The 18039-nt window shown below is 33.5% G+C and carries 10 protein-coding genes; 9 read left to right on the top strand and 1 reads right to left on the bottom strand.

Annotated features, from left to right (window positions below; translation table 11 throughout):
* Window positions 1-45 precede the first annotated feature (45 nt).
* The 5 genes from F596_RS0107370 (at window position 46) to F596_RS0107350 (ending at window position 6521) form a co-directional block, all read left to right on the top strand.
* Window positions 46-1311 carry an MFS transporter gene (locus F596_RS0107370; RefSeq protein WP_019036440.1) on the top strand — a complete coding sequence of 422 codons (1266 nt, stop codon included), beginning with the start codon at window positions 46-48 and terminating at the stop codon, window positions 1309-1311.
* A complete protein-coding gene (locus F596_RS0107365) occupies window positions 1308-1862 on the top strand; it encodes a bifunctional nuclease domain-containing protein (RefSeq protein ID WP_019036439.1) in 555 nt (184 codons plus the stop codon). The genes F596_RS0107370 and F596_RS0107365 overlap by 4 nt, the downstream gene beginning before the upstream one ends.
* 20 nt (window positions 1863-1882) lie before the next feature.
* Window positions 1883-2680 (top strand): RsmE family RNA methyltransferase, encoded by a 798-nt coding sequence (locus tag F596_RS0107360; RefSeq protein WP_019036438.1) that lies wholly within the window; start codon window positions 1883-1885, stop codon window positions 2678-2680.
* A 183-nt stretch (window positions 2681-2863) separates the two neighbouring features.
* Window positions 2864-6124, top strand: coding sequence for a TonB-dependent receptor (locus tag F596_RS0107355; RefSeq protein WP_026302379.1), 3261 nt, complete (start codon window positions 2864-2866; stop codon window positions 6122-6124).
* Between the two features lie 64 nt (window positions 6125-6188).
* Entirely contained in the window at window positions 6189-6521 is a 333-nt protein-coding gene (locus F596_RS0107350; RefSeq protein ID WP_008447553.1) for a cupin domain-containing protein, read from the top strand.
* A gap of 184 nt (window positions 6522-6705) precedes the next feature.
* On the opposite strand, the gene clpB is transcribed toward F596_RS0107350, so the two are convergent.
* Window positions 6706-9297 carry an ATP-dependent chaperone ClpB gene (clpB, locus tag F596_RS0107345; RefSeq protein ID WP_019036436.1) on the bottom strand — a complete coding sequence of 864 codons (2592 nt, stop codon included), beginning with the start codon at window positions 9295-9297 and terminating at the stop codon, window positions 6706-6708.
* A 346-nt stretch (window positions 9298-9643) separates the two neighbouring features.
* Here clpB and F596_RS0107340 point away from each other — a divergent pair, with 346 nt between their 5' ends.
* The 4 genes from F596_RS0107340 to F596_RS0107325 all read left to right on the top strand — a co-directional run.
* The gene (locus F596_RS0107340) at window positions 9644-15196 is read left to right on the top strand and encodes an alpha-2-macroglobulin family protein (protein WP_019036435.1); all 5553 of its coding nucleotides are present in this window, start codon (window positions 9644-9646) and stop codon (window positions 15194-15196) included.
* 20 nt (window positions 15197-15216) lie between these two features.
* Entirely contained in the window at window positions 15217-16140 is a 924-nt protein-coding gene (locus F596_RS0107335; protein WP_008446963.1) for a 4-hydroxy-3-methylbut-2-enyl diphosphate reductase, read from the top strand.
* A 21-nt stretch (window positions 16141-16161) separates the two neighbouring features.
* The gene (locus F596_RS0107330; protein WP_019036434.1) at window positions 16162-17595 is read left to right on the top strand and encodes a sodium:solute symporter; all 1434 of its coding nucleotides are present in this window, start codon (window positions 16162-16164) and stop codon (window positions 17593-17595) included.
* 247 nt (window positions 17596-17842) lie between these two features.
* Window positions 17843-18039: DUF4372 domain-containing protein (locus F596_RS0107325; protein ID WP_019036433.1), on the top strand; the 197-nt coding region annotated here is incomplete at its 3' end.

Below are 18039 nucleotides of genomic sequence, written 5' to 3'. Positions count from 1 at the left end.
TAATGATTCTATCACTTTTATTAAATCATAAATAACATATAAAAAATGAGTTTGAAAGTGCGTTTAGCGTTGATGAACTTTTTAGAGTTCGCAGTGTGGGGAGCTTATCTAACCTCTATGGGTAGGTATCTTGGTAACCTTGGTATTAGTCGTGATATAGGTTGGTTTTATTCTATGCAGGGGGTAGTATCTATTTTTATGCCTGCTATTATGGGTATCATTGCTGATAGATGGGTTCAGGCTCAACGATTGTTAGGTATTTGTCATTTCTTGGCAGGCTTGTTTATGTTTTGCACTGCCGCTTATGGCTTGAGTGCCGGCGTTCGCGCAGAGTTTTCTATAATCTTTAGTTTGTATTCTTTGTCAGTATCTTTTTATATGCCTACATTAGCATTGTCTAATTCTGTAGCTTATTCTGCTTTAAGCGATGCAGGTATGGATACAGTTAAAGCTTTCCCTTCTATACGTGTGTTTGGGACAATAGGTTTTATTTTGACAATGTGGTTAGTAGATATATTAGGTTTTCAAAGTAATCAAAACCAGTTTGTTACTTCAGGTGTTGTAAGTATAATATTGTTCTTTTATACATTTACTTTACCTGCTTGTAAGGTTTCTAAGGATGTAGATAAGAAGAGTTTTATAGATGCCTTTGGTCTTCGTGCTTTTGCCTTGTTCAAGGAAAAGAAAATGGCTATATTCTTTATTTTTTCGATGTTATTAGGTGTTAGTTTACAGATAACTAATAGTTTTGCTAATCCTTTTTTATTTAGTTTTGGTGCCGAGCCACAGTATGCTCAAGCATTTGGTGTGCAGCATGCTAATATATTAATAAGCCTTTCACAAGTAAGTGAAACTTGTTGTATTTTGCTAATACCATTCTTTATGAAGCATTATGGTATAAAGAATGTAATGCTTATAGCTATGTTTGCATGGGTATTACGTTTTGGGTTGTTTGGTTTGGGTAATCCAGGTTTTCCCGGTGTCTTGTTATTTATCTTATCAATGATAATTTATGGTGTAGCTTTCGACTTTTTTAATATTTCAGGCTCTTTATTTGTCGATAATTATACAGAAGCTTCGCTACGCTCATCGGCACAAGGCTTATTTATGTTAATGACAAATGGTATAGGGGCGACCATAGGAACTCTCGTTGCTCAGGCTGTCATTAATGCTTATACGCATGCTATGCCTATAGGTGATAACACTATAACAGTGGGAGATTGGCCTGCATGTTGGTTTATTTTTGCTGGTTATGCTCTTATAGTAGGTGTATCATTTGCTATTATTTTTCGTCCAAAGAAAGCTCAATGAATAAGATACCACTTAAATATTCAGGTCTGACCCAGTTAGTCGATTCCAGTAATCTTTACCTTATTCTATTAGAGAATATGGAAAAGAATAGGCATATAGCTATTGTGTGCAATGATAATGTTGAGCATGAATTGTCTATGCGTTTAGCAGGAAAAGTGAATACTACTAATTGGTTACCTGAAGTATTGTGTACTCTTAATCCTATGATGAGTTATGAGCATTATGAGGTTTTGATAAACGGAATTGTAGATGGTGAGTATAAAGTATATTTGATTAGTAAAGATGATTTGAGCTATACTTCCATACGTGCTTCTGATGCTATTCTTTTAGCTTTAGTGGCTAAACTTGAAATATATATTGAAGAGAAATTGTTCAATCAGCAAAGCTGTGCTATTAATATAAATAAAGAACGCGTAGCATTGCCTATAAATGCGCTAAATAGTGATATGCTTAACAGTGCTCTTAAAAGGGCTATAGCTTTAGAAGATTACGAGTTAGCTTCACTCATTAGAGATGAGCTAAATAAGCGTACGAGTAAAGATAAGGCATAACAAATATCTGTAGACAATAAATGAAAGAAGTAAGATTTTTCTATGTTCCCGACGTTAAAAATTCTACGGAGCTGCCAGCAGAAGAGATGGTTCACGCTGTTAGGGTTTTACGTATGAAGCAGGGAGATGAGCTTTTCCTCATGGACGGAGCAGGATATTTCTATCGGGCACAAGTGACAATGACTTCTGCTAAACATTGTTTTTATACAATAAAAGAAACCCTTTGTCAGAAAAAAAACTGGCGAGGGCATATTCATTTAGCCATAGCTCCTACTAAGGATATTGGGCGTATAGAATGGTTAGCTGAAAAAGTTACAGAAATAGGGATAGATGAGATTACATTTTTAAGCTGTAGATTTTCTGAGCGCAAACAGTTACGTATTGATAGAATAGAAAAGATTATAATATCAGCTATGAAGCAGAGCCGTAAGGGGTGGAAACCTATAGTTAATGAAATGACCTCGTTTGGCGACTTTATACGTAGAGTTTCAGCTACTACATCTTCTAATAAAAAGCCTTCTATTAATAAGTTTATATGTCATTGTTATGAGGAAATAAAAAAGAAAGATTTATTTTCTTTACTAACAAAACGTAACGTTTTAGAAAGAGATGTACTTATACTTATAGGGCCAGAGGGCGATTTTTCTATAGAAGAAGTAGATTTGGCTTTGGCTAATGGTTTTCAAAGTGTTACTTTAGGAGATAGCCGATTACGAACAGAAACAGCTGGTCTTAGCGCTGTAACTATGGCACAATTAACAAAAAGAGAAAGAAATAATATTTTTATAGACATAAAAAACGAAGAAGGTGGTGTATGATAATAGTTTCTTACATCACTTTTTTGTTATAGAGTTTTAAAATGACAAATACTATTTTATTTATAATATTATTCAAGGACTTAACAATTTAACAAAAAAATAAGCGGCTTTTAAAGTTGTTTTATTAAATTTGCAAAAAGAATTAAAATCACTTTTAATAATTTTCATTTAATTTTTTAAACTATGCAGAAAAGATTGTTCTTTCTGATTGTAATGTTAGTTGCAATGGTAAGTACTACCATGGCACAGATAACAACATCAGGAATTAGTGGTAAGGTAACTTCTCAAGGGGAGGATGTGATTGGAGCAACAGTGACAGCTACGCACCAACCATCTGGAACTATTTACAGAGCAGTCACAAACATTGATGGTAGATTCTCCATCGAAGGTATGCGTGTAGGCGGTCCATATAAAGTGGAAATAGCTTACATTGGTCAAAAGACTAAGATTTTTAAGAATGTTAATCTACGGTTGGGGGAAACTGAAGATTTGTCTTGCAGAATGGAAGACGATTCTAAAGAGCTTCAAGAAGTAGTAGTAACAGGTAATGCAGGGCTTAACGGCACAAAGACAGGTGCAGCACAGGCTATCTCTTCAAAGCAAATTGCAGAAATGCCCAGTATCACTCATGGTATTGCTGATGTGGCTCGTCTAAACCCTCAAATAACAACATCATCTAATGGTGCTATTTCGTTTGCAGGTACTAGTAACCGTTATAACACATTTATGATAGATGGCGCGATGAATAATGATATGTTTGGTTTGGCTGCAAGTGGATCTAATGGAGGTCAGGCAGGAGGTCAGCCTGTTTCTATGGAAACAATAGAGCAAATACAGGTAAATGTTGCGCCTTTTGATGTACGTCAGAGTGGTTTTACTGGTGGTGCTATAAATGCCATCACTAAGAGTGGTACTAATCAGTTTCATGGAAGCGTATATGGTTTTGGTAATAATCAATATCTTATAGGAAGTTCTTATCCTTTTTCTGACGGAACAGGTTATGCGCCAAAGTATAATAAGCAGAATGAGTATCAAGCAGGTTTCACTTTTGGTGGACCTATTATAAAGAATAAGTTATTCTTCTTTGTTAATTATGAGCATGCCAATAAGATATATCCTAACCTGAATGGATATGGGCAAGAAGGGTCAAGAGTAAATAAAGAAAGAGCCAATTCTGTTTTAGATATGATAAAAGAAATGGCTAAAAAACAAGGTGTGGAATATGATGGAGGTTTTTCTAATCCAGATATCTATACTAAAAGTAATAAGATAGGAGCTAAGATAGATTGGAATATTAATGAGGCTAATAAGTTTTCATTTCGTTGGAGTAATGTTGTTGCAAAGCGACTTAATAATGTAAGTTCAGCAACTTCTATTAATGACAACTTATATACTTATCCTTTTAAGAGTGTAACCAATTCTTTAACAGCAGAGCTTCATAGTCGTATTGCTCCTACAATAAGCAATGAAGTGCGTGCTACATATGTTCGTGTACGAGATAAGCGTGATGTAAGATCTTTTTTCCCAAGTATTTCTGTGAGAGATAATGGAGGTAATATAAACATAGGTAATGAGCGTTCCTCTGCAGCCAATTCATTGGATCAAGATATATATACTTTTGAAGATAATTTGACGATATATAAGGGAAATCATACGTTTACATTTGGTACACATGATGAATATTATAAGTTTGCTAATTTATATATTCAAGATTATACAGGAACCTATCAGTTTGATGATTTTAAAAGCTTTGAAAAATACTATAAAGATGATGTAGCAAATACTTTCAATGATAAGGAAAAGTATTTTCGTAGTTATAAGTATGGTCAGGCTAATGTAGATGTTACAGGAAATAAACGCTGGAGAACACCTTTTGCTGCAGGTCAATTAGGTTTCTATGCACAAGACAAGTGGGCTATAATGCCATCATTAATGATTACGTATGGCTTGCGCGTGGATATACCTTTATTTTTCGATACTCCTGAAGAAAACCAAGGGTTTAATGATTATGCTTCAAAGCATAATTGGGGAGTTCGTACAAATCATAAATTATCAAGTACTCCTTTATGGAGCCCACGAGTAGGTTTTCGTTGGGATATAAATAAAGATCGTCGTTTTATTCTTCGTGGTGGAGTAGGTGTGTTTACTGGTCGTGTCCCATATGTTTGGATAAGTAATAATTTTGCAAAAACAGGTGTTCAGCTAACGACTTATTCTGTAAATAATCCTAAAGGTGTTAAACTTGTGCTTGATCCAAATAAACAATTGTCGAATGCAGAAAAGCTAAAAGCTTCTGGAAGCCAAGAAGTAGATGTTTTTGATGATAGGTTTAAACTGCCTCAGGCATTAAAATTTAATCTTGGCTTTGATGCAAGATTATTAGATATAGATTGGACGGCAGAGGCTATTTATTCTAAGACATTAAATGATATTTATTATAAGGATTTGGCTTATGACCTTACTGGTAAGACCTTCGGAGATGAGACTGGTTACACTTGGGATAATCGTCCTATGCTTGAAAAAACTACAAAAGGCACTCCTTATAGCCATGTTTATGCTCTATATAATACTAATAAGGGATATACTTTAAGTTTGTCTTTAAAAGGAGAAAAGCATTTCAACTTTGGATTAGATCTTATGGCAAGTTATACTTATACGAGGTCTAAGAGTATTAATAGCGGAACATCTTCTGTTGCAGCAAGCAATTTTTCTTTTAATACAACATATCGTAATCCTAATGATCCTGAGCTGACATTTAGTGCTTATAATGTACCTCACCGTGTTCAAGCAAGTGCTTATTATCATTTACAGTATGGTTATAAGAAAGCTTGGCAAACAACAATAGGAATGATCTATCAAGGTCGTAGCGGCTCACCTTATTCTATAGAAATGTATGGTGATATGAATGGAGATGATGCTACTGGTAATGATGCATTCTTTATCCCAACAGATGAGCAAATAGATAAAATGAAGTTTGCTACCGATGTTCGAGTAGATAATAGTAAGGATATTTACCCACTTATAACTAAAGTATTAGGACCAAAATACTCAGGTATGCTTACTCCAGAGCAGCAACGTGCTTTGATGAAAGAGTATTTAGGGTCTGAGTCTTATATGAAAAATCATCGTGGAGAATTTTTTGAACGATTTGCAGATAATATGCCTTTTGAAAGCCACTTTGATCTTCATATAGCTCAGAAATTTAGTTTCAAAGTAGGTAATAATATCAATGGTATAGAACTAAGTCTTGATATTATAAATGTAGCAAATCTTTTAAATAAAGATTGGGGACATACTTACGGCGATAACTTTAATGGCTATTATAGTCCTTTTAACTATAAAGGTAAGGGAGTATTTAAGTTTGATGGTACTCATGTTGCCCGTAATTATGTTGATTATAATAGTAGATGGCGTGGTCAGTTAGGATTAAGATATACATTCTAAAAAAAAAGTATTTTTAAAAACTATATAATTCTTTTTAAATAAGAAATTTTTGATAAGAGACATTATGATTATAGATTTTGATAAAATTCCAGAAGAGCATATAGAAGGCTTTAAGGGAGGAACAGGAAAACTTGACATTCGCAGCTATGTTGATAATAAAGTGCGTATAATGTATTCTACTTTACGTCCTGGTGCTTCAAGTGGTAAGCATAAGCATATAAATTCGTTTGAAACAATGTTTATAATAAGTGGAGAGCTTACAGTGCATTATGATGATAAAACGGAGGTAGCGCGTGTTGGTCAGGTACATTACTGCCCTGAGGGTCATATGCATTGGTTTGAAAACTGTACAGATCATGATGTTGTTTATTATGCCATTGTGCCTAATTTAGGTTAGACTAATAAATCTATCAATTTTGATAATTTTATAAATAGACAAAAAGACTGGTTCTAAGTAAATAGGATTCAGCCTTTTTGTAAAATATAAATAAAATGGGGAGTAGAGCTTTTACAAGTCTACTCCCCATTTTCTATTGTAATAATATATTTTCTCTTATAACCTAATATGAGTAAAAATCATATTAATTCTTAAAAACAAGCGCCCCGTTATAGTAGTCTATATTAATAGGCTTTTCTCTATTAACAGTACCAGCTAAGATAGATTTACTTAAATCATTGAGTACATAGTGCTGTATAGCTCTTTTTACAGGGCGTGCTCCAAATTCTGGATCATATCCAATTTCTGCAAGATGTTTTACAGCTGACTCTGTCCATGTTAAAACAAGTCCTTGCGGCATTAGCATCTCCTTAGCACGTTCTAACTGTAACCTTACTACACCAGCAATCTGCTCTTGTGTGAGTGGTAAGAACATTATAGTCTCGTCAATACGATTTAAGAATTCAGGTCGTATAGTTTGTTTTAACATATTCATAACCTCAGTCTTTGTATGTTCTATAATTTGTTCTCTATTATCCTCTCTCAGTTCTTGGAATTGCTGCTGTATGTATTGTGAGCCAAGGTTTGAAGTCATAATGATAATAGTGTTTTTAAAGTTTACCGTGCGTCCTTTGTTATCAGTAAGTCTACCATCGTCTAATACTTGTAACAATATATTGAACACATCAGGGTGAGCTTTTTCTATTTCATCAAATAAGACCACAGAGTAAGGTTTACGCCGTACAGCTTCGGTAAGTTGTCCACCTTCATCATAACCAACATATCCTGGAGGCGCACCTATTAGTCGAGAAACACTAAACTTTTCTTGATATTCACTCATATCAATTCTTGTCATCATTGTTTCGTCATTGAAAAGATAATCAGCTAATGCTTTAGCTAACTCTGTTTTACCTGTACCAGTAGTACCAAGGAATATAAACGAAGCAATAGGCTTTTTAGGATCTTGTAATCCGGCACGTGATCTACGAACAGCATCAGCGACAGCAGTAATAGCTTCTTCTTGTCCTATTACACGTTTATGTAGTTCTTCTTCAAGGTGAAGTAGTTTTTCACGTTCGCTTTGCATCATACGTGTAACTGGTATACCTGTCCATCTGCTTACTACTTCTGCAATATCATCAGCGGTAACCTCCTCTCTTACCATAGCTTCATTACCTTGTGCCGATAATAATTGCTTCTTTATATTCTGGATATTATCTTCTAATGCTTTTAGTTTAGAATATCTAATTTCAGCAACACGTTCGTAATTTCCTTCACGTTCTGCACGTTCAGCCTCATACTTTAAATGTTCTATTTCTTGTTTATCTTGTTGTATTTTATTAACAAGTGCACGTTCGTTTTCCCATTTAGCCCTAAAGCTATGTTCTTGCTCTTTAAGTTCTGCAATATCTTTATCTAAAAGAGCCATCTTGTTTTCATCGTTTTCACGCTTAATTGCTTCACGTTCTATTTCTAATTGTTTTAATCGACGAGTAATTTCATCTAACTCTTCAGGCACAGAATCGCGTTCCATACGTAGCTTTGCAGCAGCTTCGTCCATAAGATCAATAGCTTTATCGGGTAGGAATCGATCAGATATATACCGCTCAGAAAGCTTTACTGCAGCGATACAAGCATCATCTTGTATACGTACCTTGTGGTGATTCTCATAACGTTCTTTTAAGCCACGTAGAATAGAGATAGCATCTAACTCTGTAGGTTCATCTACCATAACAGTTTGGAAACGACGCTCTAAAGCCTTATCTTTTTCAAAATATTTTTGATATTCATTTAAAGTAGTGGCTCCAATAGCTCTTAACTCGCCACGAGCAAGTGCTGGTTTGAGAATATTAGCAGCATCCATGGCTCCTTCACCACCACCTCCAGCTCCTACTAAGGTGTGTATTTCGTCTATAAAAAGAATTATATTACCATCGCTATTAGTAACTTCCTTAATAACAGATTTTAAACGTTCTTCAAACTCTCCTTTGTATTTTGCTCCAGCTATAAGAGCACCCATGTCAAGAGAATAAAGCTTTTTATCTTTTAAGTTTTCAGGAACATCTCCACGCACTATACGTTCAGCCAGTCCTTCTACAATAGCAGTTTTACCAGTTCCTGGCTCACCTATTAATATAGGATTGTTTTTTGTACGGCGAGATAATATCTGAAGTACTCTTCTAATTTCCTCATCACGACCAATTACAGGATCTAGCTTACCGTTACGAGCATCTTCTACTAAGTTGTGAGCATATTTTTCAAGTGATTGATAGTTTTCATCTCCACTCTGTGATTGCACTTTCTGTCCTTGACGCAACTCATTAATAGCTTTTTTAAGTTCTTTTTCGGTGCACCCAGCATCCTTTAATATTCGTGCAGCAGTACTATTTACTGTAAGTAGAGCTAAGAGTAAAGGCTCTATACTTATAAACTCATCGCCCAGCTGTTGTGATATTTCTGTAGCTTTTTGTAAAACCTTATTAGTATCTGATGAAAAATAAGGTTCTCCTCCTTGGACTTTTGGCAAGTGTTGAAGCTCACTATTTACAGCCATTGCAATGTTCTGAGGAGTTACACCAATTTTCTGAAAAACATAGTTAGTAACTTCTTTTCCTTTATCTATAGCTCCTGCTAAAAGATGTAAAGGTTCTATTATTTGCTGACCATGTTGCTGTGCAATGTTAACAGCACTTTGTATAACTTCTTGCGCTTTAATAGTAAATTTGTCAAATGTCATATTTTTATCTCCTTTCTTTACATTCTATATAAATTTATAGCGGTTGTATTTATACTTTTCTAATTATATTTATTGTTCTGTTTATCATAAGATCAATTTATGTGCCGATCTTTTATATATGCCACTATGACATGTGTTATATGTCATTATGACGTTTATTTTAGTTTTATTTTTCTGTTTATAATATTGCAAAAATCTAAATCACTTATAATTATAAGCTATATCGTTATGGAGTTATCTTTAATTTATATATCTTTGCATGTTATAGTTAACATCTTACAAATAGGAGTAAACTTTTTTACTCTGACTTTGATAATTTTTGCGTATAAACAAAAACAAAGAATAAATGAAACGAATAATTAGTATATTTATTTTTACTTTAATATTATCGAATATTACATATGCACAAGGCTATAGCTCGCTTTGGAAACAGGTAGATATTGCTATGGAAAAAGATTTTCCTAAAACACAGATAAAGAAACTTGAGGAAATTGCAATAAAAGCCAAAAAGGAAAAGAGCTATGGTAATCTTTTAGCAGCAGAGCTCTTCTTAACAGGAACGAAAATAAAGTTATCTCCTGATTCATTAGAGAAAGAGCTTGCTCGTATTAAGTCTTTTGCCTTGCAAGCAGAAAAGAGTGATAAGGTGCTTGCAGCTATATATTATTGTGCAATAGGTAAGATAGAGCAGAACAATATCACACGAAGCGATGAGGATAACAAAGCTTTAGCAAAGGTATATTTTGACAAAGCAATGGCTTATAAAGATTTGCTTGGTAGGGAGAAATTAGAAAATTTCATTCCTTTTATAAAAAAAGGTGCTGATGATAATATTTTTAATAATGATCTTTTACATGTAGTAGGTTTTGAAGCAGAGGCTTATCATGAGTTAGAAAAGTATTATCTGGCTCATAATAATCGTTCAGCTGCTTGTTATGCGGCATTTAAAGCTTTAGAAAAAGATGAAGATATAGTAGAAGATGTAGATTCCTTACTTACAAAGTATGGTGATTTGGACATAGCAGGCGAACTGGCAAAAGTAAAGTACGAAAACTTTTCTAATGAAACAACAGATAAAGAACGTTTCGATTTTGTACAAAATGCTCTTAAGAAATATGCGTCTTGGAAAGGAATAAATTATTTTAGAGCAGTCCTCCATAATTTGCAGAGCTCTAAAATAGAAACAAATGATATTCCTATTAACACTTATACTCGTCCTCAGGGGCAATATGTTAAGATTAGTTTGCGTAATGTATGCGATCTTAAGATAGATATTATTAAAACGACACTTACCGGAGAAACCTATAATACAGATATAGATAAAAAAAATATGGAGTATTATGCAAAGAAAATTGTTCCTAAAAGTGCGATTACCATTAAGCGACAGTATACTGTATTACGTCCAGCTTATGAAAACTTTGAGGACTCTGTTCTTTTTCCTAAGTTATCTCCTGGGGTGTATATTGTTAGGATTTCTTCGCCATCAGCAAAAATTTCTGCAAAGGAAGAGCTACTTTATGTAAGTAATCTGGTATTACTTGCAGAGAAACAGGCTAATAATAAATATCGGTATGTGGTAGTAGATGCTGTCAGTGGGCAACCTGTAGAAGGGGCAAAGATAAAGTTGTTTGGTGATGTTTATGAAAAAAGAAGTACTCCTAAAATAACCCTTCTGACAGATAAGAAAGGAGAAGCTTTCTATATAACTAATAAAAAAGCAGCGTGTGGATATACCTATGTATCAACATCAACAGATAAAGGCTTTTGTAAAGCATGGGTATTACCTTCTTTTTATTATTCTAAGAGCAATTCTGCTGGTAATAAATATCTTCTTATGACAGACCGTGCTATTTATTGTCCAGGACAAATTGTGCATACTTCGATAGTAGCCTATTCTGATTCCTTAGAGGGATTAAAGCGTAAAGTGATACCTAATCATAAATTTAGCTTGTCGCTTCGTGATGCTAATTATCGTGAAATAAGCAAGAAAGAAGTGATAACAGATGAGTTTGGCACAGCTACAACCGATTTTATCTTACCTATAAAAGGTTTGACAGGCTGTTTTTATATAAGTGTAGATGGCAATAGAACTTATGAAACTACTATTCGTGTAGAGGAGTATAAGCGTCCAACTTTTAAAGTAGGTTTTGAGGATTATAAAGAAAAGTATGCTCCAGGTGATACCATTACATTAAAAGGTTATGCTAAAACTTATGCAGGTGTAAGCTTACAAGGTGCTAAAGTCTCTTATAAAGTGTTACGAAAGAAGGCCATTTGGTGGTATTGGGGTAATAGCGATAATGAAGCTCAAGTGCTAAGCAGAGGTAAAGTTACTACTGATGCAAATGGCTGTTTTGAGGTAAAAGTACCTTTCATATTACCTAAGAATGTAATGGATAAAATAGTAAGAGGAATGCGTGTAGATGCCAATTACTATACCTTTGAGATCAGTGCAACTGTTACTGATCAGACAGGAGAAAGTCAAGAAGTAGAGCAGAGTTTTCCTATTTCTACTAAAGCTACTGCTTTTACTTGCGATATTCCAAAGCAAGTAGTTGATACTTATGCGTTATCTTTCAAGCTAAATTATCTTAATGCGGCAGGGGAAAGGATAGAAAGCACGGCTCGATATATTATTCTCCCGAAAGATAGCAAGCAGCAAAAAACAAGCAGTTTTGATAATTATACTACGATAAAGACTAATGAGACTGTGAAAGTAAAGGGGCTTTCTTCTGGTATCTATCGCCTACATGCTATCTGTGGAGCAGATACATTAAATAAAGATTTTGTCGTTTTTTCTCTAAAGGATAAGCGTCCTGTAGAAGATACACACGATTGGTTTTATGTAAGTGATAGTAGTTTTCCGCATGATGGATCGCCTGTGTATGTGCAAGTAGGATCTACCGATAAAGATGTACACGTTCTTTATTCTATCTTTGCAGGAAATAAATTGATAGAACAAGGATATTTTGACCAATCGAATGCCAATAATACGCGTGCCTTTACTTATAAACCAGAATATGAAAATGGCTTATTTCTCCATTATATTTGGGTAAAAGATGCAAAGGTATATGAACATAGTGCTACTATTATGCGTCCAATACCAGATAAGACACTGACTTTAAAATGGAAAACTTTTAGGAACAAGCTCACTCCTGGTCATAAAGAAGAGTGGACTTTATCAGTAACCCGTCCAGATGGGACGCCCGCGAATGCACAGTTAATGGCAACTTTGTATGATAAAAGTCTTGATCAGATATTAGATAACTCATGGCATAAGTTACCAGAAATAAGTCTTACTATGCCATATGTTAATTGGTTTTCTTCAGATTATAATACATCTTATATTATTGCAAATAAGAGAGTTGCAACTATTAATGTCCCAAAGATAAGCTTGGCAGCATTTAATCAAAAGTATCTATCAGCGTTTGAAAGGTCTTATCCAGATATTTTTATGTGTGAAAAACTATCTTTAGAATCGGTTTATGATGAGGTAGCACCAGTAGGACGTAGTAGAGGTACTGTGAAATTTACAGCCCCTGTTATAAAGAAAGAAATAAAAGGCTTTACAGATACTAATGTTGCTGAAAAGGATAGTAATGGTAAAGCTCCTGTGCTGTTCAGAAAGAATTTAAATGAAACTACTTTCTTCTATCCTCAGTTAGTTACTGATAAGAATGGTAATGTAAGCATACACTTTACTTTACCAGAGAGCTTGACAACATGGCGCTTTATGGGCTTTGCTCATGATAAGGAGATGAACAATGGCTTGCTTACCGATGAGGTTGTTGTCTCAAAATCTTTAATGATACAGCCAAATTTACCACGTTTTTTGCGTGTAGGAGATAAGGCTATAATATCTGCACGTATAGTGAAAAGAGTAGAGAAAGCATTACAAACAAAGGCTGTTCTCTCATTAATAGATCCTGTTACGGGGCAAGCTATTTATACCGCATCTCGGCAAGTTAGCATAAAAGCAGATAATACTACTTCGGTATCATTTGAAATTAATGATGATGCTATAGAGCGTTTTTCAAAGAAAAAATTAGCAAACTATACTTTATTAATTGTTCGTATCACTGTAGAAGCAGATGGATTCTCAGATGGAGAGCAGCAGTATCTTCCTGTTTTGCCTAATAAAGAGTATGTTATTAACACTTATCCCATTACAATGATTGGTAATAATATAGAGCAGGTAGAGCTTGATAAGTTATATCCTAAAAAGAAATTAAGCGATGCAAAACTAACCATCGAATATACTAATAATCCATCTTGGCTTATGATTGAAGCTTTGCCTTATATGTCTAAAGTGTATAGCGATGATGCTATTAGCCTGATGACTGCTTATTATGTTAATGCTTTAGGTAAGCATATCATAATGCAATCGCCAAAGATAAAGCAAACAATAGATTTGTGGAAACAAGAAATAGATAAAGATAAGGCTCTTACTTCAAATCTAGAGAAGAATGAAACACTGAAGAAGTTAGTGTTAAATGAGACCCCATGGGTACTGAATGCAGAAGAGGAAAGTGAGCAAAAGCAAATGTTAGTAAATTTTTTTGATGAGAATGCTTTGCAGCATAAGCAGCAAAGCTATATTGCTCAGTTATATAAGCTACAGAATAAAGATGGCTCTTTCTCTTGGTTTGCAGGTATGAAAGGCAGCATTTATATGACAGTTTATATAGTAAAAGAGCTTATTCGCCTACAAATCTTAATGGGGAAAGAGGCTTTTACCAATCAAGAAACAGCTTTGTTGTTAAAAAACGCTTTTGCCTATCTTGATCGTGAGGTAGGAAAAGAGGTAAAAGAGATGCAGCGTACAGATAAGAAAGACCATAAATTGTTCTTCATAAGTGATGACCTTTGCGATTATATTTATGCCAGCGCATTAGCTAAACGCCCAATAACATCAAACATAACCTATTTACTTAATAGATTATCTAAGAAGTCCACCAACCTAACTGTTTATGGAAAGGCTAACATTGCTATTATTTTTAGCATGTATGGAAGAATCCAAAAAGCTAATGAATATTTGCAAAGTATAAAGGAATATACGGTATATACGAAAGATATGGGTAGATATTTCGATAGTAAAAATGCTTATTACTCATGGAGGAATTATAAAATTCCTACAGAGGTAGCAGCTATAGAAGCTTTAAAGAGACTTTCTCCAAATGATAGTTATATTCAGGAGATGCAGAGATGGCTACTTCAAGAGAAGCGTACACAAATGTGGAATACTCCTATTAATACCATTAATGCTATTTGGGCTTTTATGAGCAATGGGAAGTGGAATATGGAAGACAATGTTTCCGCTATGTTTAAACTTGATGGAAAAGTATTGAACAAGCCTAAAGAAATAGCAGGGAAAGGGTATGTAAAAGTAACTGTTCCTATATCTTCATGTCCAAAAAGTTTAAGAATAGAAAAGCAAAATAAGGGTATTAGTTTTGGAGGAGTATATGCACAGTTTTCACAAGAAGTAGTAGATATAAAAGAAAGATCTATGGGAATGACTATACAACGTGAGATTTTAGATGAACATAATAATATTCTTCAAACTAAATCTTTAAAAGTTGGTGATAAGATACGTGTACGATTAACAATAACAGCTTCACGTGATTTTGATTTTGTTCAAATTATTGATAAGCGTGCAGCTTGTTTAGCAGCAATAAATCAGTTGAGTAGTTATTATGGTATGTGTTATGTAACACCTAACAATAATAGCACTAATTATTATTTTAATAAACTTACAAAAGGTAAGCATATAGTGGAAACAGATTATTATATAGATAGAAAAGGTAGTTATAATACAGGTATATGTACTATACAAAGTGCATATTCACCAGAGTATTGTGGAAACTCACCTATAATTAAATTTGACATTAATCGATAAATTATTAATTACGCGTTTAAATGTTACAAATAGAAATAGACAATGGTAGTGGATTTTGTTTTGGCGTAACTACAGCTATAAAGAAAGCAGAAGAGGAATTAGCTAAAGGTAATGCTCTTTATTGCTTAGGCGACATTGTACATAATTCCATGGAAGTAGAGAGATTAGAGAAAAATGGATTAATAACTATCAATCATGAGCAAATGAAAGATCTCTATAATGTTAAAGTGTTACTTCGTGCTCATGGTGAACCTCCAGAAACTTATGCTTTAGCTAAACGTAATAACATAGAAATAATAGATGCTACTTGTCCTGTTGTATTAGCTTTACAGCGTCGTATAAAAAAACAATATGAAAGTAAAGTAGATGGTAAATTAACACCTATTATAGAAAATCAAAACAAGAGGTTAGAACCTAAAACTACTCAAGAAGACTCACAAATAGTAATTTTTGGTAAGAATGGTCATGCAGAGGTTTTAGGACTTGTAGGACAAACTAAAAGCGAAGCTCTTATTATAGAGAAATTTGAAGATGTAAAGAAACTAAATTTTACAAAGAACATATACCTTTATTCACAAACAACAAAGAGCCTTGATGAGTTTCATAAAATTATAGATTATATACAGTCTCATATCAGTCCAACAGCACAATTTCAAAGTTTTGATACAATATGTAGACAAGTAGCTAATCGTATGCCAAATATATCTATCTTTGCTACACGCCATGATGTTATTATTTTTGTTGCAGGTAAAAAAAGTTCTAATGGAAAGGTTCTTTTTCATGAATGTTTAGCAGTTAATCCACATTCTTATCAAGTAGAGAGTGCAGATGAAATAAATATGGATTGGTTTATAGATGCAAAAACTGTAGGAATTTGTGGAGCAACTAGTACTCCTAAATGGTTAATGGAGGAATGTAGAGATGAAATACTTCGTAAAGTTTAATAAATAATATTTATTAATGACATGATTATAGTTATAACTATTATTTCTTATTTTCTAATACTCTTTTGTGTTAGTAAGTTAACAAGCAAACGGTCTGATAATGCTACTTTTTTTAAAGCAAACCAAAAATCCCCATGGTATTTAGTAGCTTTTGGTATGATAGGGGCAAGTATTTCAGGTGTTACTTTTGTGAGTGTTCCTGGTATGGTGTTATCTAATAATATGACATATTTGCAAACTTGTTTAGGCTTTGTGATTGGTTATATTGTTGTAGCTTTTGTTCTATTGCCTATATATTTTAGGTTAAAAGTTACAAGTATATATACTTATATCGAAAAGCGGCTTGGAAAATATACTTATAAAACAAGTTCAAGTTTTTTTATTTTATCAAAGATGAGTAGTGCCGCTGTAAGATTTTATGTAGTTTGCATTATTTTACAAAGATATGTTCTTGATAATTATCATATACCTTTTGTTTTCACAGTAGCTTTTTTAGTACTATTAATATGGCTATATACTAAAAGGAGTGGTATCCATACTTTAGTTTATACAGATACTTTTCAAACGCTATGTATGTTTATAGCTTTATTTCTTATTATTTATAAGGTATTAGGAGTATTAGACCTCTCTTTATTTGAAGCTATTAATAAAATAATAAATGACCCTCATTCCCGTGTTTTTGTTTTTAATGATAGTCTATCGGGGCAAAATTTCTGGAAACAATTTTTAAGTGGTATTTTTATAGTTATTGTTATGACAGGTTTAGATCAAGATATGATGCAAAAAAATCTTACTTGTAAGGATCTTCATGATGCCAAAAAGGATATGTGTAGTTATGGTTTAGCTTTTATTCCTGCTAATCTTTTATTTTTAGCACTGGGTATTCTATTGATGTTTTTTTATAATTATATGCATTTAGCCATTCCATCTTCTACTACAGATGAGTTAATGTTAAAAGCTACAGCTGGTGGATTATTAGGTAATTGGGTCATGGTGTTTTTTACTATAGGGATTGTAGCAGCTTGTTTTTCTAGTGCCGATTCAGCTTTAACATCGCTAACAACTATTTATTGTGTAGATATTAAAAATAGGGATAATGATGAAAGTTTAAGGAAGCGTGTACATTTAGTTATGGCACTTTGTTTTATAGGCTTTATATTACTTTTTCGTTGGTTTAATTCTACGAATTTACTTGATGCTATTTATACACTTGTATCTTATACCTATGGTCCTTTATTAGGCTTCTTTGCATTTGGATTATTTACAAAACGAACAGTGAAAGATAAGCTATCTCCATTTATTGCAATAATATCTCCTTTGCTTTGTTATATACTATCTACTTTTATAGAAAGCTTTACAAGTTATAAATTTGGGTACGAATTACTTATGATAAATGGTACTTTTACCTTTTTAGGATTATGGTTATTTAGTAAAAAGACAACTATAGTAAAATAGATTTGATAAAATTTGCCATATAATTTGTTTTATATAGCAATGAATTCGGTTTTAAAGAATAAACTACACACTATTTTAACCTTCTTGTTTTGTATCTTTTTAAATGTTTAATTGTGTTTGACTTATTTATTTGATATTATTGCTGTCCGGTAAAACTTTTTCAAACAAAATAAATTAGGGCTGACACTTTTCACGAGGTATCAGCCCTTTTGGTTATTTTTGTTTTTGCAATATAATAAATATAACCATGAGCAAAGATAGTCATTTTACCGGACAGCCGGTCTATAGTCAAGTATTAAAGTTACTCGACAAAGAGAAAATTCTTCAAATAAGCCACGAAACGAAAGGAAGCGAGGCTTACGTGAAGCGTTTTGACGGCTACCAACATCTCGTCGTAATGCTGTTCGGCATACTCAAACACTTTGATTCTCTGCGCGAACTTGA

Source organism: Prevotella amnii DSM 23384 = JCM 14753 (genome assembly GCF_000378745.1).
Taxonomy (GTDB): Bacteria; Bacteroidota; Bacteroidia; order Bacteroidales; family Bacteroidaceae; genus Prevotella; species Prevotella amnii.
This window is presented reverse-complemented; position numbering and strand designations above follow the sequence as displayed.

Bases quoted from the DNA above. Each gene is read 5' to 3' on its own strand.
- F596_RS0107370 (WP_019036440.1), top strand. From the start codon at position 46: ATGAGTTTGAAAGTGCGTTTAGCGTTGATGAACTTTTTAGAGTTCGCA.
- F596_RS0107365 (WP_019036439.1), top strand. From the start codon at position 1,308: ATGAATAAGATACCACTTAAATATTCAGGTCTGACCCAGTTAGTCGAT.
- F596_RS0107360 (WP_019036438.1), top strand. From the start codon at position 1,883: ATGAAAGAAGTAAGATTTTTCTATGTTCCCGACGTTAAAAATTCTACG.
- F596_RS0107355 (WP_026302379.1), top strand. From the start codon at position 2,864: ATGCAGAAAAGATTGTTCTTTCTGATTGTAATGTTAGTTGCAATGGTA.
- F596_RS0107350 (WP_008447553.1), top strand. From the start codon at position 6,189: ATGATTATAGATTTTGATAAAATTCCAGAAGAGCATATAGAAGGCTTT.
- clpB (WP_019036436.1), bottom strand. From the start codon at position 9,297: ATGACATTTGACAAATTTACTATTAAAGCGCAAGAAGTTATACAAAGT.
- F596_RS0107340 (WP_019036435.1), top strand. From the start codon at position 9,644: ATGAAACGAATAATTAGTATATTTATTTTTACTTTAATATTATCGAAT.
- F596_RS0107335 (WP_008446963.1), top strand. From the start codon at position 15,217: ATGTTACAAATAGAAATAGACAATGGTAGTGGATTTTGTTTTGGCGTA.
- F596_RS0107330 (WP_019036434.1), top strand. From the start codon at position 16,162: ATGATTATAGTTATAACTATTATTTCTTATTTTCTAATACTCTTTTGT.